Origin of the sequence: Pseudomonas sp. NBRC 111133, assembly GCF_001320605.1 — a bacterium.
Taxonomy (GTDB): Bacteria; Pseudomonadota; Gammaproteobacteria; order Pseudomonadales; family Pseudomonadaceae; genus Aquipseudomonas; species Aquipseudomonas monteilii.
Window position 1 is genome coordinate 1 of the sequence record NZ_BCBJ01000103.1, and the last position, 22,981, is coordinate 22,981.

Here is a 22,981-nt window from a genome sequence, read left to right on the forward strand (position 1 = left end):
TCGATCTCACAGGCGCCAAAAATCTACTGGCGAACCCTCAGCGCCCAACCAACTCGATCAGGCAGAACCGCCCCTGAACCTCCAGCCCAAGCAATTCGTCATTGCCCTCCAGCCGCAGGCAGTCATGCAACCCCAACCGCTGCACCTCATGCCCTGCCATGGTCACCTCAACCTGGCTACTGGCCGCAAACAACAACACCGTCGACGCCGAGCTGTACAACCGGCTGGTGCCATCGAACCACTGCAACCGCGCCCGATACCGCTGCGGTGCATAGATCAGGTTGAAATCGCGAATCGGCCCGCCCAATAGCTTGCAGCTGACCTGGCTTTCGCCGCTGAAGGCAAAGGCATCCAACGGCAACAACGGTCGGCTGGCCTGGCCATCGACCAGCAGTCGCATGCCATCGCCCTGCAGCACAGTGATGATCCGCTGGTAGCCGGCGAACGTGGAAAAGCCACCCGACTCCTCGATATCGGCAATCGACAGGCGCCAGCCAAAACCGTCCAGCCCTTCACCGCTGTCGCGGGTAATTTCTTCGGTGAAACCGCCACCGTTCTTCCACGGCATGCGCGGGTAATCCTGCGCACGCAACAACTGCAGTTGGCTCATTTACTGAAACGTCCTTCCAGGCGATGACGGGAACCGGGGTGTATCAACCGTGCAGCGGTCACCGGCTGGCGGCCGGACCAGGTGCGGCGACGAATCAGCAGGCAAGGCTCGCCCCGCTCGATCTGCAACAGGGTGCATTCGTCCGGTTCGGCCAGGATGGCCTCGACCACGTGCTCGCCCTCGGTCAGCGGCGCCACTTGGGATAGGTAGGCGTAAGGCGTCTGCCGGGTGAAGTCCTGCTTGAGGTAGTCAGGGGCAATGGCCGCGTTGACGTAGCGGTCCTCGATCTGCACCGGCACGCCGTTTTCAAAATGCACGATCAGCGAGTGGAACACCCGCTGGCCTTCACGCATGTCCAAGGCCAGGGCCCGTTCGGAGCCAGCGGCCTCTTCGGCAAGGGTAATGACCTGGCAGCTATGCTGATGGCCGCGCGCGGCAATTTCGTCGGCAATGTTGTTGACCTCGAACAACGCCGATCGGCCCTTGGGCTCAGCCACGAAGGTACCCACGCCTTGCATGCGCACCAGCAGGCCTTCAGCCGTCAGCTCGCGCAGGGCGCGGTTGATGGTCATGCGGCTGAAACCCAGCTCGCTGACCAGTTCGCTCTCGGAGGGAACCCGGTGGTGTGGCGGCCAGCTGCCGTTGTCGATCTGCTGGACGATCATTTGTTTGACCCGGGCATACAGCGGCGCCGGGCCCTCGCCCATCTGGGCAACCAGCGCGGAGACAGGAGGTGTCGGCACGGCGTTGAGTCCTTTGCAATGGAATGAGCGGTAGCTTGCCGCAGTTTACCCGGCAGGCAAACGCCTGTATATGTATATACAAGTTAACAATAACAGGATTTCACCGATGTCCGCCTACTTCGCCGAACGCGCCCTGCTGCCAACGGGCTGGGCCAGCCATGTCCGTATCGAGGTCGCCAGCGATGGCCATGTAGCCAGCATCGAGCCGGGCGCTTCGGCCGAAGGGGCTGAACGCCTGGCCGGTCCGTTGCTGCCCGGCATGCCCAACCTGCACTCGCATGCCTTCCAGCGCGCCATGGCAGGCCTGGCGGAAGTCGCCGGCAACCCCAACGACAGTTTCTGGACATGGCGCGACCTGATGTACCGCCTGGTCGGGCAGATCACCCCGGACCAGCTGCAGGTCATCGCCCGTCAGCTGTACATCGAGATGCTCAAGGCCGGCTACACCTCGGTAGCCGAGTTTCATTACGTGCACCATGACAATGCCGGCAAGGCCTACGCCGACCCGGCCGAGCTTTCCCGCCGCATCAGCGCGGCTGCGGCCGACAGCGGCATTGGCCTGACCTTGCTGCCGGTGCTGTACAGCCACGCCGGGTTCGGCGGCCAGGCACCGAACGACGGGCAGCGGCGCTTCATCAATTCCACCGAAGGGTACCTGCAACTGCAGGCGCAACTGTCCCCGATCCTAGCCGCGCAGCCTGCACAGCAGCTGGGCCTGTGCTTCCACTCGCTGCGTGCGGTAACGCCTGGGCAGATCGCCGACGTGCTGGCGGCCAGCGACAAGCAATGCCCGGTGCATATCCATATCGCCGAGCAGCAGAAGGAAGTGGACGACTGCCTGGCCTGGAGCGGCCTGCGCCCGCTGCAATGGCTGTACGAACATGTGGAGGTCGACCCCCGCTGGTGCCTGGTGCATGCCACCCATGCCGAGCCGGATGAAGTCAGCGCCATGGCCCGCAGCGGTGCCGTGGCCGGGTTGTGCCTCACCACCGAGGCCAACCTGGGTGACGGGATTTTCCCGGCGGTGGACTACTTGGCGCAGGGCGGGCGCATGGGCATTGGCTCCGACAGCCATGTGTCACTGAGCGTGGTGGAAGAACTGCGCTGGCTGGAATACGGCCAGCGCTTGCGTGACCAGCGGCGAAACCGCCTGTACCGCGGCGATCAACCGATGGTCGGGCGCACGCTGTATGACGCGGCACTGGCAGGTGGTGCGCAAGCGCTGGGGCAAGGAATTGGAGAGCTGGCCGTGGGCAAGCGTGCCGACTGGCTGGTGCTCGACGGGCACGACCCTTACATCGCCCTGGCGGATGGCGATGCCATTCTCAACCGCTGGCTGTTTGCGGGTGGGGATCGCCAGGTGCGGGATGTGATGGTGAATGGGCAGTGGGTAGTGCGCCAGGGGCGGCATGCACAGGAGGAGGAAAGCGCGCAGGCGTTTGCTCAGGTACTGCGGCAGCTTTTGGGTTGAGTGTACTGGGGCTGCTTAGCAGCCCTTCTCGGGCAAGCCCCACAGGGTTTTGCGCATAACCTGTGGGAGCGGGCTTGCCCGCGAAGGGTTGCAAAACAACCCCAAAAAATCAGTGCATTTTTACAATTTGCTGATCAGACGCACGCCAGATAAGCCGGCTGGTGTCATACCCCTGCTGTCGTGCCTTGGACAGCAGATTCTCGCGCTCCCACGCCGGCAATGTCGGCGTACGCGACAGAATCCACAGGTGCTTGCGATCCGGGCTGCCGACCACCGCCGTGCGGTAACGCTCATCCACATACAAAATCCAGTACTCGCCCCGAGCCACGCCCGGCACCAGCTTGGTAAACCAGTTGTCGAACTCTACCCACAGCTTGTCGGTATGCCCCGGCTCCTGAATGCTGGCGTGCCCCTCGGCACGCAGCCATTCATCACCCATGGTGCGGCAGCGGTTGAGCACGCCAAAGCTGCCATCCGGCTTGAGGTTGTAGTGCGCCTCGGACTGCTCGCAACCGGTCTGGTAGCGCATAGGCAGGCGTGCCAGCTCGAACCATTTGCCCTGATAGCGCTTGAGGTCGACATTGCCGGCGGTTTTCGGCGCCAGCGGGTCGTGCACGGAGCCTGCACAACCGCCCAGCAGCAACGCCAGGCATACCCCCATCAGCAGGTACGCACGCCTCATTTGAGACCCTGCCCTGAATACATCAGCACCTTGTCAGCTGCGTACTGCACGCTGATGAAGCTCTTCTCGTCCCCCCAGGTGCAGCTGCTCATGCCCAGCGCGCCAGAGCACTCGGTCGGCGTGCCGAGCAACTGCTCGACCTCGGCCTTGTTCATACCGGCCTTGATCTTGGAATAGTTTTCCTGGTTGATCTTGCTGCAGGCAGTCAGGACGACGCACAGCGACAACAGGGCGAGGGAACGCAACGACATGAAGGACACTCCTGGAGAGGGGATACAGGCGAGTGGCCTGCAGTGACCTTCGACGGAAAAAACCCTCCCGGGTTCCCTACCCCACCCCATTTACCCCTACACCATTGGTCGGGTGGCCACTACCGTGCGATTAATCACAAAGTAATAGTCATCTCCCAATAAAAAAGGCCGCCCCTTGCAGGAGCGGCCTTGCGTCGCGACGGCCTGCACAGCAGGCCCAATGCCTCAGAACCTGGACCCGGGCTCCAGCAAAAAGTCCATCTCTTCACTGGTGCTCGGCCGCTCCAGCACCAGGTTGCGGTGCGGGAAGCGCCCGAACCGGGCAATCACGCGCTGATGCTGCTCGGCATAGTCGAGGAAGCCTTCAAACAGCCGGCGATGGGCCTCTGGCTGCTCGTCGAGCAATACCTGATAACGCTCGACACACAGGTTCTGCCAGTCCAGCACCTCGGCATGCTCCAGCACCAGCAGCACGAACACGCGCTGGATGGGCAGCAACTGGTAGTCCCAGCCCTTCTGCAGGCCCTGCATGGCCACCACCTGGGCACGCCGGTCGCCCTCGAAGGCGCGCGGCGTGTCGCGGTAGATCATGCGCGGCAGCTGGTCCAGCAGAATCAGCAGGCCCAGCCAGCCCTGCGGGCTTCGCTGCCACTCGTCGAGCCCGCCGGCCAAGGCCTGCTCGGTCAGCTCGCCAAACAGCGCATGGGCATCGGCATCGTGATGCTTGCCGAACCACAGCGTGCTCTTCTCGTCAGCCACGGCCTGGGGACTGGTGCCCCAACCGAACCACCACTCCAGCAACGGCTGCCAAGGTGCGAGCATGACTTATTCCTTGTGGTAGGCGGTAACGCGCTCGACCTCTTCCTTCGAGCCGAGGATCACCGACACGCGCTGGTGCAGGCTTTCTGGCTTGATGTCGAGGATGCGATCGTAACCGTTGGTGGAAGCGCCGCCAGCCTGTTCGATGATGAAGGACATCGGGTTGGCTTCGTACATCAGGCGCAGCTTGCCCGGCTTGCTTGGCTCACGGGCGTCACGTGGGTACATGAACAGGCCGCCACGGGTCAGGATGCGGTGTACGTCGGCCACCATCGAGGCGATCCAGCGCATGTTGTAGTTCTTCTTCAGCGGGCCGGTCTCGCCGGCCAGCAGCTCGCCCACGTAGCGTTGTACCGGGGCTTCCCAGTGGCGCTGGTTGGACATGTTGATGGCGAATTCGGCGGTGCTTTCCGGCACACGGATGTTTTCGTGAGTCAGAACGAAGCTGCCCAGCTCGCGGTCCAGGGTGAAGCCCTTCACGCCATTGCCCAGGGTGAGGATCAGCATGGTCTGCGGGCCGTAGATGGCGTAACCGGCGGCGACCTGCTGGGTGCCTGGCTGCAAGAAGGCGTTTTCGTTCAGGGTTTCGTTCTGGCTCAGGTATTCGTTAGGGCAACGCAGTACCGAGAAGATGGTGCCGACCGACACGTTGACGTCGATGTTCGACGAACCGTCCAGCGGGTCGAAGACCAGCAGATAGGCGCCTTTCGGGTATTTGCCCGGGATCTGGTAGGCGTTGTCCATTTCTTCGGACGCCATGCCGGCCAGGTGGCCGCCCCACTCGTTGGCTTCCAGCAGGATATCGTTGGAAATCACGTCCAGTTTCTTCTGGACTTCGCCCTGCACGTTTTCAGTGCCCATGCTGCCCAGCACACCACCCAGGGCGCCTTTGGACACGTGATGGCTGATTTCCTTGCACGCACGCGCCACCACTTCGATCAGGAAGCGCAGATCGGCAGGGGTATTGTTGCTGCGGGTCTGCTCAATCAGATAGCGACTCAGGGTAACGCGGGACATGTATGGCTCCGAACGGATTGGGGGGATGAAAAACCCCCGCAGTTTACAGGGAGAGTTGCAGGCTAGCGAGTAATGAGACTCGCCACGGCTCTCTGACGGCACAATAGGTCGCTAGTTCAGCCTTCGCCAGGCCGGTGGTCTGGTTGTGAGGCCATTCGCGGGACCGCCCGCGAATGGCCTCACATCAATCCAAAGCCTTCCAGATCTCGGTGGCATACTCACGAATGGTCCGGTCCGACGAGAACCACCCCATCCGCGCCGTGTTCAGCACCGCCATGCGCCACCACTCCTGCGGCGTGTGCCACAGTTCCTCGACCCGCCGCTGGGCATCCCAGTAGGCATCGAAGTCGGCGCACACCAGGAAGCGGTCATACGCCACCAGCCCGTCGATCAACCCGGCGTAGCGCGATGGGTCGTCCGGCGAGAACACACCGCTGCGAATCGCCTGCAGCACATCATTCAGGCGGTTGGACGCGGCAATCGCCGCACTGGCACCAAAATCACCCGCCTTCTTGCGTGCCTCGACCTGCTGGGCGGTCAAGCCAAAGATGAACATGTTGTCGGCGCCCACCTGTTCGCACATCTCCACGTTGGCGCCATCCAGCGTGCCGATGGTCAACGCGCCGTTCAGCCCGAACTTCATGTTGCTGGTACCGGAGGCTTCATAGCCGGCCGTTGAAATCTGCTCGGAAAGGTCTGCCGCCGGGATGATGCTTTCAGCCAGGCTGACGTTGTAGTTGGGCAGGAACACCACCTTCAGGAGGCCACGGACGGTCGGGTCGTTGTTCACCACCCGGGCGATGTCGTTGGCCAGTTTGATGATCAACTTGGCCTGGTGATAACTGGCTGCCGCCTTGCCGGCGAAAATCTTCACCCGCGGCACCCAGTTGGTACCGGGGTCGTTGCGTATGGCCTGGTACAACGCCACGGTGTGCAGCAGGTTGAGCAACTGGCGCTTGTACTCGTGGATGCGCTTGACCTGCACGTCGAACAACGCCTCGGGGTTTACCGTAACGCCGATGCGGTCCTGGATGATGCTGGCCAGGGCGCGCTTGCTGTGCAGGCGCTGGGCGGCGAACTGCTTGCGAAAACCAGGCTTGTCGGCAAACGGCACCAGGCCGGCAAGCCGCCCTTCAGGGTCGTCCTTGAGCTCTGGCCCAAGCGCCTCGACCAGCATGTCGGTCAACTGAGGGTTGGACTGGTACAACCAGCGGCGGAAAGTAATGCCGTTGGTCTTGTTGTTGATGCGCTGCGGGTAAAGCTTGTGCAACTCGGAGAACACGGTGCTCTTCATCAACTTGCTGTGCAGCGCCGACACGCCGTTGACGCTGTGCGAGCCAAGAAACGCCAGGTTGCCCATGCGCACGCGGCGGCCGTTGTCTTCCTCGATCAGCGACACGGCGCGCAGCACGTCGAAATCGTGCAGGCCTTTGGCGCGCAGCGAGTCGATATGGTAGGCATTGATGAGATAGATGATCTGCATGTGCCGGGGGAGCATGCGCTCCATCAGCGCGACCGGCCAGGTTTCCAGGGCTTCGGGCAGCAGCGTGTGGTTGGTGTAGGCGAGCGTGCCGACGGTCAGCTCCCAGGCCTTTTCCCACGGTATTTCATGCTGATCCACCAACAGCCGCATCAACTCCGCCACGGCAATCGATGGGTGGGTGTCGTTGAGCTGGATGGCTGCCGCATCGGGCAGGTTGAGCAGGTCTTTGTGCATGTTCAGGTGGCGGCGGAGCAAGTCCTGCAACGAAGCCGACACGAAGAAATACTCCTGACGCAAGCGCAGTTCCTGCCCCGCCTCGGTGCTGTCCGCCGGGTACAGCACGCGAGAAATGCTCTCGGCCCGCGCCACTTCGGCCACGGCCCCCAGGTGGTCGCCCGCATTGAAGCGTTCAAGGTGCAGCTCTTCCAGCGCCCGTGCACGCCACAAGCGCAAGGTGTTGACGCTGGACCCGCGCCAGCCGACCACGGGCGTGTCATAAGCGACCGCCCGCACCGTCTCACCCGGCGACCAGACCTGGCGCTGGGCACCGCTATCATCGCTCAAGGTTTCAACGCTGCCGCCGAAGCTGATCGGGTAGATCACCTCGGCACGCTCGAACTCCCACGGGTTGCCGAAATCCAGCCAGTTCTCGGTCTGCTCCTGCTGCCACCCATCGACCAGGGCCTGACGGAACAGCCCATGCTCGTAGCGGATGCCATAACCATGGGCGGCAATACCCAAGGTGGACATACTTTCCATGAAGCACGCCGCCAGCCGGCCAAGGCCACCGTTACCCAGCGCGGCGTCGGGTTCGAGCAGGCGGATGCGCTCCAGGTCCACGTCCAACCCTTCCAGTGCATCGCGGGCGATGTCCAGCAGCCCCAGGTTGCTCAGGCTGTCATACAGCAGGCGCCCGATAAGGAATTCCAGGGAGAGGTAGTAGACCCGCTTCTGGCTGCGTCGATAGGCCTGGCGGGTATGGTCCATCCAGTGGTCGACCATGTGATCGCGCGCAGCCAGGGCAATGGCTTCGAACCAGTCATGGTCGAAGGCGTGCTCCGGGTCCTTGCCGACCGCATAGGTCAGCTTGTTTAGTACAGCGGCGCGAAAATCCGCGACTTCGGCGTCACGTGCTTTGGGTTCCTGGGACATGCGACATCCTCGGGCAAGTTGACGAAAGCGGAGGGAGATTGTTGAGACTAGACCCTTCGACCGGGAGTGACAGTTACGGTTCGCAGTTTTCATGCCCACTCTGCGATTCCGGCAAAAGGTTGTTCATAAATTGAACAATTCCGGTATCATCGCGCGCCCCAAGACCGTGATCCACCCTATAAAGATGAAAACGACCCTGATCGCCGCCGCCGAAGTCGACCGCCTGGAGACTTGGCAGCGCTATGCCAGCCACATGTGCGGTGGCTGCCACTCGACCTGTTGCACCCTGCCGGTGGAGGTGAAGATCAAGGATCTGATCCGTATCGGCGTGGTGGACGAGTTCGAAAAAGACGAACCGCCGAAAAACGTGGCCAAACGCCTGCAGAAGGAAGGCATCATCGAGCGCTTCAACCAGAAGTCGGGCATCTTCACCCTGACCCGGATGAGCAACGATGACTGCATGTATCTGGATCGTAAGAGCCGGCTGTGCACCATTTATGACAAGCGCCCGGATACCTGCCGCAACCACCCAAAGGTCGGGCCGCGGCCGGGGTATTGTGCCTATAAGCCCAAGGTTGTCGGGCGCTGATCGTTAGCCTGTTCCGGCCTCTTCGCGGGTAAACCCGCTCCCACAGGATCTCTGCAAGGTTCAGAGCCTGTGCAGTACCTGTGGGAGCAGGTTTACCCGCGAAGAGGCCAGCACCGACAGCACAATTACTGAAGGCATAAAAAAACGCCCCCGGCCTTTCGACCGGGGGCGTTTTCATTCAGCCTGAGCTAACTCAGTTCTTGGCTTTCTTGGCAGCGCGGGTACGCTCGCCTTCGTCCAGGATCTTCTTGCGCAGGCGGATCGACTTAGGCGTCACTTCGCACAGCTCGTCGTCCTGGATGAATTCCAGGGCCTGTTCCAGGGTGTGGCGAACTGGCGGTACCAGGGCGATGACTTCGTCTTTGCCCGAAGCACGCATGTTGTCGAGCTTCTTGCCTTTGGTCGGGTTCACGCCCAGGTCGTTGTCACGGCTGTTCAGGCCGATGATCTGACCGTTATAGATCTCCTGACCGTGCTCAACGAACAGCTTGCCGCGCGCCTGCAGGGTTTCCAGCGAGTAGGTCAGCGCCTTGCCGGTTTCGACCGAAACCAGTACGCCGTTCAGGCGGCCAGACATCTGGCCCGACTTCATGGTGTCGTAACGATCGAAGATCGAGGTCAGGATGCCTGCACCGTTGGTCAGAGTCAGGAACTGGTTACGGAAACCGATCAGACCACGGGCTGGAATGTTGTACTCCAGGCGCACACGGCCCTTGCCATCCGGAACCATGTTGGTCAGGTCGCCTTTACGCAGACCCATCTCTTCCATCACCTTGCCCTGGGATTCTTCAGGGATGTCGATGGTGACGTTCTCGAACGGCTCCTGCTTCACGCCGTCCACTTCGCGGATGATGACTTCAGGACGGCCTACGGCCATCTCGAAGCCTTCACGGCGCATGGTTTCGATCAGTACCGACAGGTGCAGCTCACCACGGCCCGATACCTTGAACTTGTCAGGGGAATCGGTTTCCTGAACGCGCAGAGCAACGTTGTACAGCAGCTCCTTGTCCAGACGGTCCTTGATGTTACGGCTGGTGACGAACTTGCCTTCTTTACCGCAGAACGGCGAGTCGTTGACCTGGAAGGTCATGGAAACGGTCGGCTCGTCAACGGTCAGCGGCTTCATCGCTTCTACCGCATCCGGGGCGCACAGGGTGTCGGAGATGAACAGCTCGTCGAAACCGCTGATGCAGACGATGTCGCCAGCCTGGGCTTCTTCAACGTCTACACGGTGCAGGCCGTGATGGCCCATCAGCTTCAGGATACGGCCGTTACGCTTCTTGCCGTTGGTGTCGATGGCGACAACCGGGGTGTTCGGCTTGACGCGACCACGGGCGATACGGCCAACGCCGATAACGCCGAGGAAGCTGTTGTAGTCCAGTGCGGAGATTTGCATCTGGAACGGGCCGTCACGGTCAACAGACGGCGCAGGTACGTTGTCGACGATCGACTGGTACAGGGCGGTCATGTCTTCGCCCATCTCGGTGTGGTCCAGGCCGGCGATGCCGTTCAGGGCCGAGGCGTAGACGACTTTGAAGTCCAGCTGTTCGTCGGTAGCACCGAGGTTGTCGAACAGGTCGAAGATCTGGTCCAGAACCCAGTCAGGACGCGCGCCCGGGCGGTCAACCTTGTTGATCACGACGATTGGCTTCAGGCCGGCTTCGAAGGCCTTCTTGGTCACGAAGCGCGTTTGCGGCATCGGGCCGTCCTGGGCGTCGACCAGCAGCAGCACGGAGTCGACCATCGACATTACACGCTCAACCTCGCCACCGAAGTCGGCGTGGCCGGGGGTGTCGACGATGTTGATGTGGTAGCCGTTCCAGTTGATGGCGGTGTTTTTCGCCAGAATGGTAATACCGCGCTCTTTTTCCTGGTCGTTGGAGTCCATGACGCGCTCGTCGTTGAGCTCGTTACGCTCCAGGGTGCCGGACTGACGCAGGAGTTTGTCGACCAGGGTGGTTTTACCATGGTCAACGTGGGCGATGATGGCGATGTTACGCAGATTTTCGATCACAAGTGTATCTCGATCAGAGGATTCGGTTGCCGCCCAGTGTAGGCGGCCAATATGTACTGTTTAAGGCTCAGCGGGCCCGGCGGTCGGGAGGGCGATGGCGGATACTGCCGCCATACAGCCCCGGCGTCTTATGTCGGACGATAAACACGCACATTGGCATGTCCCTCACTGAGCAGGTGGTGTGCGTGCAAACGGCTCATCACACCCTTGTCGCAATACAGCAAGTACTGGCGCGTGGGGTCCAGGTGCTTGAACTTGCTGTTGATCGCGTAGAACGGCATGGCCTGGACTTCGATACCTTCCAGCGCCAGGGGTTCGTCTTCCTGGGCATCGGGGTGACGAATGTCGATGACGATCTGGCCTGGCAGCGCCTCGGCCACTTCCTCGATTTCGATGTCCTTGCCCAGCTCGTCGATCACATGGTCGATGGAAATGAACTTGGCGCGCTCCAGGGCGCGCTCCAGCACGGCCATGTCGAACTGCTTTTCTTCATGTTCCATGCGGTGGCGCTTGGCGTGAGTGGTCGGGTTTACCGAGATCACGCCGCAGTATTCTGGCATGTGCTTGGCGAAGTCGGCGGTGCCGATTTCGGTGGCCTGGTCGATGATGTCCTGCTTGTGGCTGGCCAGCAACGGGCGCAGCACCAGCTTGTCGGTGGCCGAGTCGATGATCGACAGGTTCGGCAGCGTCTGGCTGGACACCTGGGAAATCGCCTCGCCGGTGACCAGCGCGTCGATCTGCAGGCGGTCGGCCATGTGCGCGGCACCGCGCAGCATCATGCGCTTGAGGGTGACGCCCATGTAGCTGTTGTCGACCTTGTTGAGGATCTCGCCGACCACTTCTTCGAACGGCACGCTGATGAACAGCACGCGCTGGCTGCTGCCGTACTTTTTCCACAGGAAGTGGGCCACTTCCATCACGCCCAGCTCGTGGGCACGGCCGCCGAGGTTGAAGAAGCAGAAGTGGGTCATCAGGCCACGGCGCATCATCTGGTAGGCCGCCACGGTGGAGTCGAAGCCACCGGACATCAGCACCAGGGTCTGCTCCAGGGCGCCCAGCGGGTAACCGCCGATGCCGTTGTGCTGGTTGTGGATCACGTACAGGCGCTGGTCGCGGATTTCGATGCGCACCAGCACTTCAGGGTTCTTCAGCGCGATGCCGGCGGCGCCGCATTGCTGGCGCAGCTGGCTGCCGACGTAGCGGTCGACGTCCATCGAGGTGAAGTCATGGTGGCCACCGCGCTTGCAGCGCACGGCGAAGTGCTTGCCGGCCAGCAGATGGCCGAAGTGGTGCTTACACTTGGCGACGATGTCGTCGAAGTCACCCAGCGGGTATTCCTCAACCTGCAGGAAGTGGGTGATACCCGGCGTGCAGGTGAGGCGCTCGATCATCTCGCGCTGGACTTTCTCGTCTTCGACGCGGGTGACCACTTCGAGATTGTCCCAGACACCATCAACCGCGAGCTCAGGGTCGAGATCCTTGAGCACATTGCGGATATTCTTGCCGAGCTGGCGGATAAAGCGCTTGCGCACCGGCCGGCTCTTGATGGTGATTTCTGGGAAGACTTTGACGATAAGTTTCATTGGTTAACAGCGCGCGCAGGGCCTGCCGAAAATGAGGGGCGCGAATTATAGCGGAAATTGCTCAGGATTTGACCAACTTTTGATCAGAAGCTTTGAGATAAATGCAAGACCGGGGTTTTGCAGTGCCTGTTCCGGCCCTTTCGCGGGCAAGCCCGCTCCCACAGGAGCCGTGCAAGCTTCAAAGAGCACACCGTACCTGTGGGAGCAGGCTTGCCCGCGAAGGGGCCCTTAAAAAAGCACATCCGCCTGGCAGTGCACATTTATGGTGCATCACCACCAAAACTCGCATCTTTAGGGTGCATTATTCGCCGTCAGCCGCGTGCCAAATGCCCGCAAACGCCCCCTTTTATCCCGCCCTCGCCATTTTCGGGCACTGGCATGCAATTTGCTCCCTTGTGAGGCAGGTAAGCTTGGCCGACTATCCGCGCCCGGCAACACCCTTTTTCCAGGGCAGCGGCCCACCGCGCTCTAGACCATCCGGAGGACAACATGTCGAAGTCGGTTCAACTCATCAAAGATCATGACGTCAAGTGGATTGATCTGCGTTTCACGGACACCAAAGGCATTCAGCACCACGTGACCATGCCGTCGCGTGATGCGCTGGACGAAGACTTCTTCGAAGTCGGCAAGATGTTCGACGGTTCCTCCATTGCTGGCTGGAAAGGCATCGAAGCTTCCGACATGATCCTGATGCCGGTTGACGACACTGCCGTCCTGGACCCGTTCACCGAAGAACCTACCCTGATCATCACCTGCGACATCGTCGACCCGTCGAGCATGCAGGGCTACGATCGCGACCCACGTGCGATCGCCAAGCGCGCCGAAGAGTACCTGAAGAGCACCGGCATCGGTGACACCGTATTCGCAGGCCCGGAGCCAGAGTTCTTCATCTTCGACGAAGTGAAGTTCCAGTCGGACATCTCCGGCTCGATGTTCAAGATCTTCTCCGAGCAAGGCTCGTGGATGACCGGCGCTGACGTGGAAGGCGGCAACAAAGGCCACCGTCCAGGCGTGAAAGGCGGCTACTTCCCGGTTCCGCCGTTCGACCACGACCACGAAATCCGTACTGCCATGTGCAACGCACTGGAAGAAATGGGCCAGACCGTTGAAGTTCACCACCACGAAGTGGCGACTGCCGGCCAGAACGAAATCGGCGTCAAATTCAACACCCTGGTGAAGAAGGCTGACGAAGTACAAGCCCTGAAATACGTCGTGCACAACGTTGCCGACGCTTACGGCCGTACCGCCACCTTCATGCCGAAGCCACTGTACGGTGACAACGGTTCGGGCATGCACGTACACATGTCGATCTGGAAAGACGGCAAGAACACCTTCTCGGGTGAAGGCTATGCCGGCCTGTCCGACACCGCCCTGTACTTCATCGGCGGTATCATCAAGCACGGTAAGGCCCTGAACGGCTTCACCAACCCGTCGACCAACTCGTACAAGCGTCTGGTTCCAGGTTTCGAAGCACCGGTAATGCTGGCCTACTCGGCGCGTAACCGTTCCGCCTCGATCCGTATTCCTTACGTCGGCAGCCCGAAAGCCCGCCGTATCGAAGCACGCTTCCCGGACCCATCGGCCAACCCGTACCTGGCCTTCGCGGCCCTGCTGATGGCTGGCCTGGACGGCATCCAGAACAAGATCCACCCAGGCGATGCTGCCGACAAGAACCTGTACGACCTGCCACCAGAAGAGGCCAAGGACATTCCGCAAGTGTGCGGCAGCCTGAAAGAAGCCCTGGAAGAGCTGGACAAAGGCCGTGCGTTCCTGACCAAGGGCGGCGTGTTCTCCGACGACTTCATCGATGCCTTCATCGAGCTGAAGTCGGAAGAAGAGATCAAGGTCCGTACCTTCGTGCACCCGCTGGAATACGAGCTGTACTACAGCTGCTGATCTGATCGGCGCCCCGCGCCGATGACCTGATCTGGAACGGCCTCCCTCGGGAGGCCGTTTTCGTTTCTGCGCCACACAGAAATCACCTCACCCACGCTATGCTCTATCTTGGTGCACAACAAAGCGCCTTGCCCCTATTTGCTCCCCAATCTGGTTCACATGAAACGTTTCATCCAGAGTTTCTGATCCGAATTTGCGCAGATACAGGCCTTTATCGGCAAATCCCGCTTCTTTTCGGAGCTTTGGTTTGTTTCTTGCATTTCTAGCAGGTAGAGAGCCTCGCATCGGCGGGGCCACCGCACCTGGCCCTGGCCAAAGCAGGGCCAGGCAAGCGCCAAAAGAGGTCAACGACGCCTTATGACCATCAGCGATGCACAGCACCGTCTGCTTCTGGACAACCTGACCACCGCCACGTTGCTGCTCAATGCCGAGCTGCGCCTGGAGTACATGAACCCGGCCGCGGAAATGCTGCTGGCCGTCAGCGGCCAACGTAGCCATGGGCAGTTCATCAGCGAGCTGTTCACCGAGTCGACCGAAGCGCTCAGCTCGTTGCGCCAGGCGGTCGAACAGGCGCACCCGTTCACCAAGCGCGAAGCGCAGCTCACCTCGCTGACCGGGCAGACCATCACCGTCGACTACGCGGTAACCCCTATCCTCAACCAGGGCCAGACCCTGCTGTTGCTGGAGGTGCACCCGCGCGATCGGCTGCTGCGCATCACCAAGGAAGAGGCCCAACTGAGCAAGCAGGAAACCACCAAGATGCTGGTGCGCGGCCTGGCCCACGAAATCAAGAACCCCCTCGGCGGCATCCGTGGCGCGGCGCAGTTGTTGTCACGCGAATTGCCCGAGGAAGGCCTGCGCGACTACACCAACGTGATCATCGAAGAAGCCGACCGCCTGCGTAACCTGGTAGACCGCATGCTCGGCTCGAACAAGCTGCCATCGCTGGCCATGACCAACATCCACGAAGTGCTGGAGCGGGTCTGCAGCCTGGTCGAGGCCGAAAGTCAGGGTTGCATCACTTTGGTGCGCGATTACGACCCAAGCCTGCCGGACGTCTTGATAGACCGCGAGCAGATGATCCAGGCCGTCCTCAACATCGTGCGTAACGCCATGCAGGCGATCAGTTCGCAGAACGAGCTGCGCCTGGGCCGCATCACCCTGCGCAGCCGCGCCTTGCGCCAGTTCACCATCGGCCATGTGCGCCATCGCCTGGTGGCGCGGGTGGAAATCATCGACAACGGCCCGGGCATCCCGCCGGAACTGCAAGACACCCTCTTCTATCCCATGGTCAGTGGCCGCCCCGACGGTACCGGGCTGGGCCTGGCCATTACCCAGAACATCATCAGCCAGCACCAGGGCCTGATCGAGTGTGAAAGCCACGCAGGCCACACCGCCTTTTCGATCTACCTGCCTCTGGAACAAGGAGCCACCGCCTCATGAGCCGAAGTGAAACCGTATGGATCGTCGACGATGATCGCTCCATCCGCTGGGTACTGGAAAAAGCCCTGCAACAGGAAGGCATGACCACCCAGAGCTTCGACAGCGCAGATGGTGTGATGGGCCGCCTTGCGCGCCAGCAACCGGACGTGATCATTTCCGACATCCGCATGCCGGGTGCCAGCGGTCTCGACCTGCTGGCACAGATTCGCGAGCAGCACCCACGCCTGCCGGTCATCATCATGACCGCTCATTCCGACCTGGACAGCGCCGTGGCGTCTTACCAAGGCGGCGCTTTCGAGTACCTGCCCAAACCGTTCGACGTGGACGAGGCAGTCTCGCTGGTAAAACGTGCCAACCAGCATGCGCAGGAGCAACAAGGGCTGGATGTGCCACAGAACCTGGCGCGCACCCCGGAAATCATCGGCGAAGCACCGGCCATGCAGGAGGTGTTCCGCGCCATCGGCCGCCTCAGCCACTCCAACATCACCGTGCTGATCAACGGCGAGTCCGGCACCGGTAAAGAACTGGTGGCCCACGCCCTGCACCGCCATAGCCCGCGTGCGGCGTCGCCGTTCATTGCCCTGAACATGGCAGCGATCCCCAAGGACCTGATGGAGTCTGAGCTGTTCGGCCATGAGAAAGGCGCCTTCACTGGCGCTGCCAACCTGCGCCGGGGCCGCTTCGAGCAGGCCGATGGCGGCACACTGTTCCTCGACGAAATCGGTGACATGCCTGCCGACACCCAGACCCGCCTGCTGCGGGTGCTGGCCGATGGCGAGTTTTATCGCGTTGGCGGCCACGTGCCGGTCAAGGTCGACGTGCGCATCATTGCCGCGACCCACCAAAACCTGGAGTCGCTGGTGCAGGCCGGCAAGTTCCGCGAAGACTTGTTCCACCGCCTGAACGTGATTCGCATCCATATTCCTCGGCTGGCCGACCGCCGTGAGGACATCCCCGCCCTCGCCCGCCACTTCCTCGCCCGTGCCGCTCAGGAACTGGCAGTCGAGCCGAAGATCCTCAAGCCGGAGACCGAAGAGTTCATCCGCAACCTGCCGTGGCCGGGCAACGTGCGGCAGATGGAGAACACTTGCCGCTGGATCACCGTGATGGCCTCCAGCCGCGAGGTGCTGATCGGCGACCTGCCGCCTGAACTGCTGAACCTGCCGCAGGATGCCGCACCGGTCACCAACTGGGAGCAGGCTTTGCGCCAGTGGGCCGACCAGGCGTTGGCGCGCGGGCAATCGAACCTGCTAGACAGCGCGGTGCCGAGCTTTGAGCGGATCATGATCGAGACGGCACTCAAGCACACCGCCGGCCGCCGCCGGGATGCCGCGCTTTTACTGGGTTGGGGGCGTAATACCTTGACCCGCAAGATCAAGGAGCTGGGGATGAATGTGGCGGGCGGTGATGACGAGGAAGGTGATGACCACTAACGCTCGGTAATCCTGCAAGATCCCTGGGGCCGCTTTGCGGCCCCAGCCATTTCAGCCTCCCGATGCACCGATCCTGTGCCCAATGCACCTCTCGAAGGCACAAATCCCCTCAAAACCCGGCCAAATACCCCTCAAAGCCCAATATTCACGGGCTTTGCAAAATTGGCACGCCCCCTGCAATACCTAATACATACCCAGTTTCGGGGGCCCTGGTACAGGCAGGCCGGGTGAACCCCTCTTTTATTCGCAACACCGCCCGTTTTGGGGACCTCGGTACAGGCAGGCCGGGACATCCCCCCTTTACACGCAACACGCAGTACCCCTTTTGGGGACCCTGGTACAGGCAGGCCGGGATATCCCCTCTTTTATTCGTGCAGTTTCACCTGCACACGCCAGCGCCCAGCGTCCTCTGCACCGGCCCACTCGCCCTGCAGGGGACGCGCCGCCACCACTGTCAGCAACAAGCCTTCCTTGCTCTTCTGCACCCGCCAGCTCACCGGCTTCCCCGCCAGGCTCAATTGCCCTTGCTGGGCCTTGCCCTGGGCCTGGAACAGCAACGCAACCGTCCCTTCCACGTTCTCGCCGTGCAGCTGCGGTTCTTCATTGAACCAAAGGTCCAGGCCGTCCTGCACCACCTCCACCTGCTGCAATACCCGCTCTTCGGGCGTTGTCAGGCGACCAATCATCAACCCGACCATAACGCCAACGATCGCCAGCGACAGCATCATCCGTGGGAAGGCCTTCGAACGCACGTCCGGTTCAGGGGTAGAATGCCCGTCATCTTCACGCTTGGAGCCGTGCATGTTTCACGTCATCCTTTTTCAACCAGAAATTCCGCCGAATACCGGCAACATCATTCGCCTGTGCGCCAACAGCGGCTGCCACCTGCACCTGATCGAACCCATCAGCTTCGAACTGGATGACAAGCGCCTGCGCCGCGCCGGGCTGGATTACCACGAGTATGCCACGCTCAAGCGCCACGAGAGCCTGGCCGGATGCCTGGAAAGCCTGGGCAACCCACGGCTGTTCGCCTTTACCACCAAGGGCTCGCACCCGTTCCATGAAGTGGCCTACCAGCCGGGCGATGCCTTCCTGTTCGGGCCAGAGAGTCGCGGGTTGCCTGCCGAAGTACTGGACAGCCTGCCAGCCGAACAACGCCTGCGCCTGCCGATGCGGCCAGGGTGCCGTAGCCTGAACCTGTCCAATACCGTGGCGGTGACAGTGTATGAGGCTTGGCGGCAGAACGGGTTTGCCGGGAGCTGATCTTTCACCTGCAAGGGCCCTTTCGCGGGCATGCCCGCGGAAGGGCCGGAACAGGCAATAAAAAAGCGCCCCGAGAGGCGCTTTCCTGATACCGGCAGCGATTACTGAACAGTCGGCACTTCGCCCGCTTCCTGCATGCGCTGCATTTCTTGCGCGTACAGGGCGTCGAAGTTGACCGGCGACAGCATCAGGGCCGGGAACGAACCGCGGGTCACCAGGCTGTCCAGGGTCTCACGGGCGTACGGGAACAGGATGTTCGGGCAGAACGCACCCAGGGTGTGGCTCATCGAAGCCGCATCCAGGTTGGCGATCAGGAAGATACCGGCCTGCTGTACTTCAGCGATGAACGCCACTTCGTCACCGTTCTTGACGGTAACCGACAGGGTCAGCACCACCTCGTGGAAGTCGCCTTCCAGGGCTTTCTGCTTGGTGTTCAGGTCCAGCGCGACGCTCGGCTCCCAGCTCTGGCGGAAGATCTGCGGGCTTTTCGGGGCTTCGAACGACAGGTCGCGCACGTAGATGCGCTGCAGGGAGAACTGAGGGCTGTTGTCTTCTGCAGCAGCGCCGTTGGTCTGTTGGTCAGTCATGGCAGATCCTTATCCTAATGTTTTTGAATGCAGTGCAAATCAGGCCGCCAGCAGCGCGTCGAGCTTGCCGGCGCGCTCCAGGGCATAGAGGTCATCGCATCCACCGACATGGGTGCTGCCGATCCAGATCTGCGGCACCGAGGTGCGACCGGCCTTCTGGCTCATCTCGGCGCGCACCTGCGGTTTGCCGTCGACCTTGATTTCCTCGAAGGCCACGCCTTTGCTCTCAAGCAGGTACTTGGCGCGCATGCAGTAGGGGCAGTAGTCGCTGGAATAGACGATGACGGGCTTCATATCACTTCACCAGGGGCAGGTTATCGGCTTTCCAGCTGGAAACGCCACCGCTCAGTTTGGCAGCGGTGTAGCCAGCCTTGAGCAGTTCGCGGCAATGGGTGCCGGACTGCTGGCCCATTGCGTCGACGACGATCAGGGTCTTCTCTTTGTGCTTGTCCAGCTCGCTCATGCGGGTGGCCAGCTTGTCCTGCGGAATGTTGATCGCACCGACGATGTGGCCGGCGGCGTATTCCTTGGCCGTACGGATGTCGACGACCAGGCCCTTGTCGGCATTGACCAGGGCGGTCAGTTGGCCGTTGCTCAGGCTCTGGCCGCCACGGCGGATTTCATTGAGCAGCAGCAGGACCAGCAGAACAACGAAGATCGCAACCAGGATGTAGTGATCTGTCGCGAATTGAATCAGGTGAGCAACCATCAGCGGTGTTCCAGGCGATTGAAAATGCCGGCCAGTATACACAGCCCCCCAGTGCCACCAAAGCCCGACAGGCCGGAGGGAAAGGTACCTTCATGTTGCTACATCGGGCGCGCTGGTCAGGCAATAGGACGAATATTCGCCGCTGGTGGCGGATTTGCCCTAAAATGCGTGTCTTTATCATCTTTGAACAACCGTGAGTTTGATTGATGACGAGTACGCCCAAACCCCTGGTCCTGATCATCCTGGATGGCTTCGGCCACAGCGAAAGCCCCGAACACAACGCCATCTTTGCCGCCAACACGCCGGTCTATGACCGCCTGCGCGCTACCCAGCCGCATGGCCTCATTTCCGGCTCGGGCATGGATGTCGGCCTGCCGGACGGGCAGATGGGCAACTCCGAAGTCGGTCACATGAACCTGGGCGCCGGTCGCGTCGTGTACCAGGACTTCACCCGGGTGACCAAGGCCATCCGTGACGGCGAATTTTTCGAAAACCCGGTGCTCACGGGTGCCGTGGACAAGGCCGCCAGCGCCGGCAAGGCCGTTCACATCCTCGGCCTGCTGTCCGATGGCGGCGTACACAGCCACCAGGACCACCTGGTGGCCATGGCCGAACTGGCCGCACAGCGCGGCGCGGAAAAAATCTACCTGCACGCCTTCCTCGATGGCCGTGACACCCCACCACGCAGCGCGCAGTCGTCCATCGAACTGCTCGACGCCACCTTCGCCAAGCTGGGCAAGGGCCGCATCGCCAGTCTGATCGGCCGCTACTTCGCCATGGATCGGGATAACCGCTGGGACCGCGTCAGCGCGGCCTACAACCTGATCGTCGACAGCGCCGCCGAATACACTGCCGACACCGCCCAAGCCGGCCTGGAAGCAGCCTACGCTCGTGACGAGAGCGACGAGTTCGTCAAGGCCACGCGCATTGGCGAAGCGGTCAAGGTCGAAGACGGCGATGCCGTGATCTTCATGAACTTCCGCGCCGACCGTGCCCGTGAACTGTCGCGTGTGTTCGTCGAGGCCGATTTCAACGAATTCCCGCGTGCACGCCTGCCAAAACTGGCGGCCTACATCGGCCTGACCCAGTACTCGGCCAAGATTCCGGCGCCGGCAGCCTTTGCACCGGCCAGCCTGAACAACGTGCTGGGCGAGTACCTGGCCAAGCACGGCAAAACCCAGTTGCGCATTGCCGAGACCGAGAAGTACGCCCACGTCACCTTCTTCTTCTCGGGTGGCCGTGAAGAACCGTTCGAAGGCGAAGAGCGCATCCTGATCCCGTCGCCAAAGGTTGCAACCTACGACCTGCAACCGGAAATGAACGCGCCAGAAGTAACCGACCGCATCGTCGAAGCGATCGAGCAGCAGCGCTTTGACGTGATCGTGGTCAACTACGCCAACGGCGACATGGTCGGCCACACGGGCGTGTTCGAGGCTGCGGTGAAGGCAGTTGAAGCGCTGGATACCTGCGTCGGCCGCATCGTCGAAGCGCTGGCCAAGGTGGACGGCGAAGCGCTGATCACCGCCGACCACGGCAACGTCGAGCAGATGGAAGACGAATGCACCGGCCAGGCGCACACCGCACACACCACCGAGCCGGTGCCGTTCATCTATGTGGGCAAGCGCAACGTGAAAGTGCGTGATGGCGGCGTGCTGGCCGACGTGGCGCCAACCATGCTGAAGCTGCTGGGGCTGGAGAAACCAGTGGAAATGACCGGTACTTCGATCCTGGTCGACGCCTGATTCGGTGTGTTGGGGCTGCAAAGCAGCCCCTTTGCACATGAATTCCAGACAAACGCCCCTCTGCACCCGCAGCGAGGCGTTTTTTTTGCCTGCCCGGGCGGGCATACTAGGCCAGTCTCCATCCTTGGTACGCCAAACTCCATGCTTCGCGCCCTGATTCTCCTAGCCCTGTCTTGCCTGCTCAGCCCGGCCTTTGCCGATGAGCGTGCGCAGACCCAGCAGCAACTGGACGCCACCCGCCAGGACATTGCCGAGCTCAAGAAGACGCTGGGCAAGCTCCAGGAAGAAAAGGCCGGTGTGCAAAAGGACCTCAAAGCCACCGAGACCGACATCGGTAACCTCGAAAAGCAGGTGGAGGCACTGCAACAAGAACTAAAAAAGACCGAGGGCGATCTGGAGCGCCTTGATACCGAGAAAAAAAAACTCCAGAGCGCCCGCGTTGAACAACAGCGACTGATCGCCATCCAGGCCCGCTCGGCCTACCAGAACAACGGCCGCGAGGAATACCTCAAGCTGCTGCTCAACCAGCAGAACCCCGAGAAGTTCGCCCGCACCCTTACGTATTACGACTACATCAGCAAGGCGCGCCTGGAACAACTGCGTACCTTCAACGAGACCCTGCGCCAGCTGGCCAACGTCGAGCAGGAAATTGCCAGCCAGCAGGAGCAGTTGCTGGCCCAGCGCGCCGACCTCGACAGCCGCCGCCAAGCCCTGGAAGCCGAGCGCGGCAAGCGCCAGCAGGTGCTGGCCAAGCTCAATGGCGACATGAAGGACCGCGACCAGAAGTTGCAGGCCCGCGAGCAGGACCAGGCCGACCTGTCCAAAGTGCTCAAGACCATCGAGGAAACCCTGGCCCGGCAGGCCCGCGAAGCTGAAGAAGCACGCAAGAAAGCCTTGCTGGCCCAGCAGGAAGCTGAAAAACGCCGCCAGCAGGAAGCCCTGGCCGCCGCCGCTGCCCGCGAACAGGCCAAGGAGCCGGTGGAGCCACCGAAAAAGGCACGCACTACCCTGGGCCCGATGGTTTCCAGCGACGGCGCCAACTACGGCGGCGCTTTTTCTGCCGCACGGGGCAAACTTCCATGGCCCGTCAATGGTCGACTGCTGGCACGCTTTGGCGATGCCCGCGGCAGCGATGCCCGTGCCAAGTGGGACGGGGTGATGATCAGCGCCAACCCAGGCACCCAGGTACGTGCCGTACACGGCGGGCGCGTGGTGTTTGCCGACTGGTTGCGCGGTGCCGGCCTTCTGGTCATTCTCGACCATGGGAACGGTTACCTGAGCCTGTACGGCCACAACCAGAGCCTGCTCAAGAGCGCCGGTGATATCGTCAAGGCCGGTGAAGCCATTTCCACCGTTGGCGACAGCGGTGGCCAGGACGCGGCAGGCTTGTACTTCGCCATCCGCCAGCAGGGCCGGCCGACCGACCCTTCGCAATGGTGCCGGGGCTAGTCAAATTTCAACGGCGTAGCCTGAGTGCTGCGCCGATGCTCCCCA

General features: G+C 61.5%; 21 protein-coding genes. 8 read left to right on the plus strand and 13 right to left on the minus strand.

Translation table 11 applies throughout. The features are described from left to right. Nucleotides 1-37: 37 nt before the first annotated feature. Together APH36_RS23635 and hutC are read right to left on the minus strand one after the other, a co-directional pair. Complete coding sequence (locus APH36_RS23635) at nt 38-610, minus strand: HutD family protein (protein ID WP_060500640.1); 573 nt, start codon at nt 608-610, stop codon at nt 38-40. Next, nucleotides 607-1,317 carry a histidine utilization repressor gene (hutC, locus tag APH36_RS23640; RefSeq protein ID WP_156866887.1) on the minus strand — a complete coding sequence of 237 codons (711 nt, stop codon included), beginning with the start codon at nt 1,315-1,317 and terminating at the stop codon, nt 607-609. Before hutC ends, APH36_RS23635 begins: the two co-directional genes overlap by 4 nt. A gap of 142 nt (nt 1,318-1,459) precedes the next feature. On the opposite strand from hutC, the gene APH36_RS23645 reads away from it, so the two are divergent. After that, entirely contained in the window at nt 1,460-2,824 is a 1,365-nt protein-coding gene (locus APH36_RS23645; RefSeq protein ID WP_060500644.1) for a formimidoylglutamate deiminase, read from the plus strand. A gap of 109 nt (nt 2,825-2,933) precedes the next feature. Here the strand turns inward: APH36_RS23645 and APH36_RS23650 are convergent, their stop codons facing one another. The 5 genes from APH36_RS23650 to APH36_RS23670 form a co-directional block, all read right to left on the minus strand. Next, entirely contained in the window at nt 2,934-3,506 is a 573-nt protein-coding gene (locus tag APH36_RS23650) for a lipocalin family protein (RefSeq protein ID WP_060500646.1), read from the minus strand. After that, on the minus strand, nt 3,503-3,757 hold the full coding sequence (gene bamE, locus APH36_RS23655; RefSeq protein ID WP_003249234.1) for an outer membrane protein assembly factor BamE: 255 nt from the start codon (nt 3,755-3,757) through the stop codon (nt 3,503-3,505). The genes APH36_RS23650 and bamE overlap by 4 nt, the downstream gene beginning before the upstream one ends. 225 nt (nt 3,758-3,982) lie before the next feature. Next, a complete protein-coding gene (locus APH36_RS23660; protein WP_060500648.1) occupies nt 3,983-4,579 on the minus strand; it encodes a DUF924 family protein in 597 nt (198 codons plus the stop codon). A 3-nt stretch (nt 4,580-4,582) separates the two neighbouring features. Beyond that, on the minus strand, nt 4,583-5,593 hold the full coding sequence (locus APH36_RS23665) for a class 1 fructose-bisphosphatase (RefSeq protein ID WP_016712457.1): 1,011 nt from the start codon (nt 5,591-5,593) through the stop codon (nt 4,583-4,585). A 184-nt stretch (nt 5,594-5,777) separates the two neighbouring features. Beyond that, complete coding sequence (locus APH36_RS23670; protein WP_060500651.1) at nt 5,778-8,228, minus strand: glycogen/starch/alpha-glucan phosphorylase; 2,451 nt, start codon at nt 8,226-8,228, stop codon at nt 5,778-5,780. 184 nt (nt 8,229-8,412) lie between these two features. Here APH36_RS23670 and APH36_RS23675 point away from each other — a divergent pair, with 184 nt between their 5' ends. Further along, nucleotides 8,413-8,817, plus strand: a complete 405-nt coding sequence (locus APH36_RS23675) for a YkgJ family cysteine cluster protein (RefSeq protein ID WP_016712459.1) — start codon at nt 8,413-8,415, stop codon at nt 8,815-8,817. A gap of 193 nt (nt 8,818-9,010) precedes the next feature. Here APH36_RS23675 and typA read toward each other — a convergent pair whose 3' ends face one another. Together typA and thiI are read right to left on the minus strand one after the other, a co-directional pair. Next, entirely contained in the window at nt 9,011-10,831 is a 1,821-nt protein-coding gene (typA, locus tag APH36_RS23680; RefSeq protein ID WP_016712460.1) for a translational GTPase TypA, read from the minus strand. Nucleotides 10,832-10,959: 128 nt separating this feature from the next. Then, on the minus strand, nt 10,960-12,414 hold the full coding sequence (gene thiI, locus APH36_RS23685) for a tRNA uracil 4-sulfurtransferase ThiI (protein ID WP_060500653.1): 1,455 nt from the start codon (nt 12,412-12,414) through the stop codon (nt 10,960-10,962). A 489-nt stretch (nt 12,415-12,903) separates the two neighbouring features. Between thiI and glnA the strand changes: the two genes are divergently transcribed. The 3 genes from glnA (at nt 12,904) to ntrC (ending at nt 17,186) form a co-directional block, all read left to right on the plus strand. Next, nucleotides 12,904-14,310, plus strand: a complete 1,407-nt coding sequence (glnA, locus tag APH36_RS23690; protein ID WP_060500655.1) for a type I glutamate--ammonia ligase — start codon at nt 12,904-12,906, stop codon at nt 14,308-14,310. Between the two features lie 357 nt (nt 14,311-14,667). Further along, nucleotides 14,668-15,753, plus strand: a complete 1,086-nt coding sequence (glnL, locus tag APH36_RS23695) for a nitrogen regulation protein NR(II) (RefSeq protein WP_016712463.1) — start codon at nt 14,668-14,670, stop codon at nt 15,751-15,753. After that, on the plus strand, nt 15,750-17,186 hold the full coding sequence (gene ntrC, locus APH36_RS23700) for a nitrogen regulation protein NR(I) (protein ID WP_016712464.1): 1,437 nt from the start codon (nt 15,750-15,752) through the stop codon (nt 17,184-17,186). The genes glnL and ntrC overlap by 4 nt, the downstream gene beginning before the upstream one ends. Nucleotides 17,187-17,551: 365 nt before the next feature. Here ntrC and APH36_RS23705 read toward each other — a convergent pair whose 3' ends face one another. Beyond that, complete coding sequence (locus APH36_RS23705; protein WP_060500656.1) at nt 17,552-17,989, minus strand: hypothetical protein; 438 nt, start codon at nt 17,987-17,989, stop codon at nt 17,552-17,554. Here APH36_RS23705 and trmL point away from each other — a divergent pair. Further along, the gene (gene trmL / locus APH36_RS23710) at nt 17,988-18,449 is read left to right on the plus strand and encodes a tRNA (uridine(34)/cytosine(34)/5-carboxymethylaminomethyluridine(34)-2'-O)-methyltransferase TrmL (protein ID WP_012274606.1); all 462 of its coding nucleotides are present in this window, start codon (nt 17,988-17,990) and stop codon (nt 18,447-18,449) included. The genes APH36_RS23705 and trmL overlap by 2 nt on opposite strands. A gap of 101 nt (nt 18,450-18,550) precedes the next feature. Here trmL and secB read toward each other — a convergent pair whose 3' ends face one another. From secB to APH36_RS23725, 3 genes are read right to left on the minus strand one after another with little or no spacing between them, the layout of a single operon-like run. Continuing rightward, nucleotides 18,551-19,036 (minus strand): protein-export chaperone SecB, encoded by a 486-nt coding sequence (gene secB, locus APH36_RS23715; protein WP_060500658.1) that lies wholly within the window; start codon nt 19,034-19,036, stop codon nt 18,551-18,553. 39 nt (nt 19,037-19,075) lie between these two features. After that, nucleotides 19,076-19,330: a glutaredoxin 3 gene (gene grxC / locus APH36_RS23720; protein ID WP_003249204.1), complete on the minus strand. Its 255-nt coding sequence runs from the start codon at nt 19,328-19,330 to the stop codon at nt 19,076-19,078. 1 nt (nt 19,331) lies between these two features. Beyond that, on the minus strand, nt 19,332-19,745 hold the full coding sequence (locus APH36_RS23725) for a rhodanese-like domain-containing protein (RefSeq protein ID WP_019098297.1): 414 nt from the start codon (nt 19,743-19,745) through the stop codon (nt 19,332-19,334). A gap of 206 nt (nt 19,746-19,951) precedes the next feature. Between APH36_RS23725 and gpmI the strand changes: the two genes are divergently transcribed. Continuing rightward, nucleotides 19,952-21,487, plus strand: a complete 1,536-nt coding sequence (gene gpmI, locus APH36_RS23730; protein ID WP_060500660.1) for a 2,3-bisphosphoglycerate-independent phosphoglycerate mutase — start codon at nt 19,952-19,954, stop codon at nt 21,485-21,487. 141 nt (nt 21,488-21,628) lie between these two features. Next, nucleotides 21,629-22,936 (plus strand): murein hydrolase activator EnvC, encoded by a 1,308-nt coding sequence (locus APH36_RS23735; RefSeq protein ID WP_060500661.1) that lies wholly within the window; start codon nt 21,629-21,631, stop codon nt 22,934-22,936. The last annotated feature ends 45 nt before the right edge of the window (nt 22,937-22,981 follow it).

Coding starts and splice junctions, on each gene's coding strand:
- glnL (WP_016712463.1), top strand. CDS start 14,668: ATGACCATCAGCGATGCACAGCACCGTCTGCTTCTGGACAACCTGACC.
- glnA (WP_060500655.1), top strand. CDS start 12,904: ATGTCGAAGTCGGTTCAACTCATCAAAGATCATGACGTCAAGTGGATT.
- grxC (WP_003249204.1), bottom strand. CDS start 19,330: ATGAAGCCCGTCATCGTCTATTCCAGCGACTACTGCCCCTACTGCATG.
- APH36_RS23650 (WP_060500646.1), bottom strand. CDS start 3,506: ATGAGGCGTGCGTACCTGCTGATGGGGGTATGCCTGGCGTTGCTGCTG.
- ntrC (WP_016712464.1), top strand. CDS start 15,750: ATGAGCCGAAGTGAAACCGTATGGATCGTCGACGATGATCGCTCCATC.
- secB (WP_060500658.1), bottom strand. CDS start 19,036: ATGACTGACCAACAGACCAACGGCGCTGCTGCAGAAGACAACAGCCCT.
- APH36_RS23645 (WP_060500644.1), top strand. CDS start 1,460: ATGTCCGCCTACTTCGCCGAACGCGCCCTGCTGCCAACGGGCTGGGCC.
- APH36_RS23665 (WP_016712457.1), bottom strand. CDS start 5,593: ATGTCCCGCGTTACCCTGAGTCGCTATCTGATTGAGCAGACCCGCAGC.
- APH36_RS23635 (WP_060500640.1), bottom strand. CDS start 610: ATGAGCCAACTGCAGTTGTTGCGTGCGCAGGATTACCCGCGCATGCCG.
- gpmI (WP_060500660.1), top strand. CDS start 19,952: ATGACGAGTACGCCCAAACCCCTGGTCCTGATCATCCTGGATGGCTTC.
- bamE (WP_003249234.1), bottom strand. CDS start 3,757: ATGTCGTTGCGTTCCCTCGCCCTGTTGTCGCTGTGCGTCGTCCTGACT.
- trmL (WP_012274606.1), top strand. CDS start 17,988: ATGTTTCACGTCATCCTTTTTCAACCAGAAATTCCGCCGAATACCGGC.
- APH36_RS23670 (WP_060500651.1), bottom strand. CDS start 8,228: ATGTCCCAGGAACCCAAAGCACGTGACGCCGAAGTCGCGGATTTTCGC.
- APH36_RS23705 (WP_060500656.1), bottom strand. CDS start 17,989: ATGCACGGCTCCAAGCGTGAAGATGACGGGCATTCTACCCCTGAACCG.
- APH36_RS23660 (WP_060500648.1), bottom strand. CDS start 4,579: ATGCTCGCACCTTGGCAGCCGTTGCTGGAGTGGTGGTTCGGTTGGGGC.
- APH36_RS23735 (WP_060500661.1), top strand. CDS start 21,629: ATGCTTCGCGCCCTGATTCTCCTAGCCCTGTCTTGCCTGCTCAGCCCG.
- thiI (WP_060500653.1), bottom strand. CDS start 12,414: ATGAAACTTATCGTCAAAGTCTTCCCAGAAATCACCATCAAGAGCCGG.
- APH36_RS23725 (WP_019098297.1), bottom strand. CDS start 19,745: ATGGTTGCTCACCTGATTCAATTCGCGACAGATCACTACATCCTGGTT.
- hutC (WP_156866887.1), bottom strand. CDS start 1,317: ATGGGCGAGGGCCCGGCGCCGCTGTATGCCCGGGTCAAACAAATGATC.
- APH36_RS23675 (WP_016712459.1), top strand. CDS start 8,413: ATGAAAACGACCCTGATCGCCGCCGCCGAAGTCGACCGCCTGGAGACT.